Below are 647 nucleotides of genomic sequence, written 5' to 3'. Positions count from 1 at the left end.
TACAGTGCTATGGCTACTAATGTCTATACAGCATCAGCATCGGGTACTTATACATTCAGAATTACAGATGCCAACAGCTGTACTGTTATCACTACAGCTACAGTAAATGCGATTTCAAATCCTACAGTAGCAGCTGCGCAGGTAAATGTTAGTTGCAACGGAGGGGCAGCCAATGGTTCAGTTACCTTAACAGGAGCTGGCGGTTCAGGCGGTTATACTTACAGCAACAATGCTACAAGCGGATTTACAGCAACGGCTACCTTTACAGGATTAGCTGCTGGGTCTTATACATTTTATGTTAAGGACAGCAAAGGATGTCCTGGTTCTGTAAATGTGACCATTACCCAGCCAACAGCCCTGACTACTACAGCCACAGCCACAGCCTTTAGCTGTAATACGACTACAAACGTTAAGCAGTCTGCAGTTGTTACTGTTGCGGTTCCAACTACAGGTACTGCCCCTTATACGTATAGTTTTGAGGGAAGTGCTTTTACAGGAACCAGGACTTTCACGGTTTCCGATAATGGAACAGATCAAACGATACATTATATCGTAAAAGACAATAATGGGTGTACTTTCCCAGGATCAGTTGTTATCAACAGATTAAATCCACCAGTAATTTCAGGTATTACCCATACCGATATTTA

At 42.8% G+C, this 647-nt stretch carries 1 protein-coding gene; it reads left to right on the top strand.

The window, feature by feature from the left end; all coding sequences use genetic code 11:
• The coding region (locus tag K8B81_RS20815; RefSeq protein WP_223683444.1) for a hypothetical protein at window positions 1–647 on the top strand (647 nt) is incomplete at both ends.

Source organism: Flavobacterium hibisci (assembly GCF_020026925.1).
Lineage (GTDB): Bacteria > Bacteroidota > Bacteroidia > Flavobacteriales > Flavobacteriaceae > Flavobacterium > Flavobacterium hibisci.
This window is presented reverse-complemented; position numbering and strand designations above follow the sequence as displayed.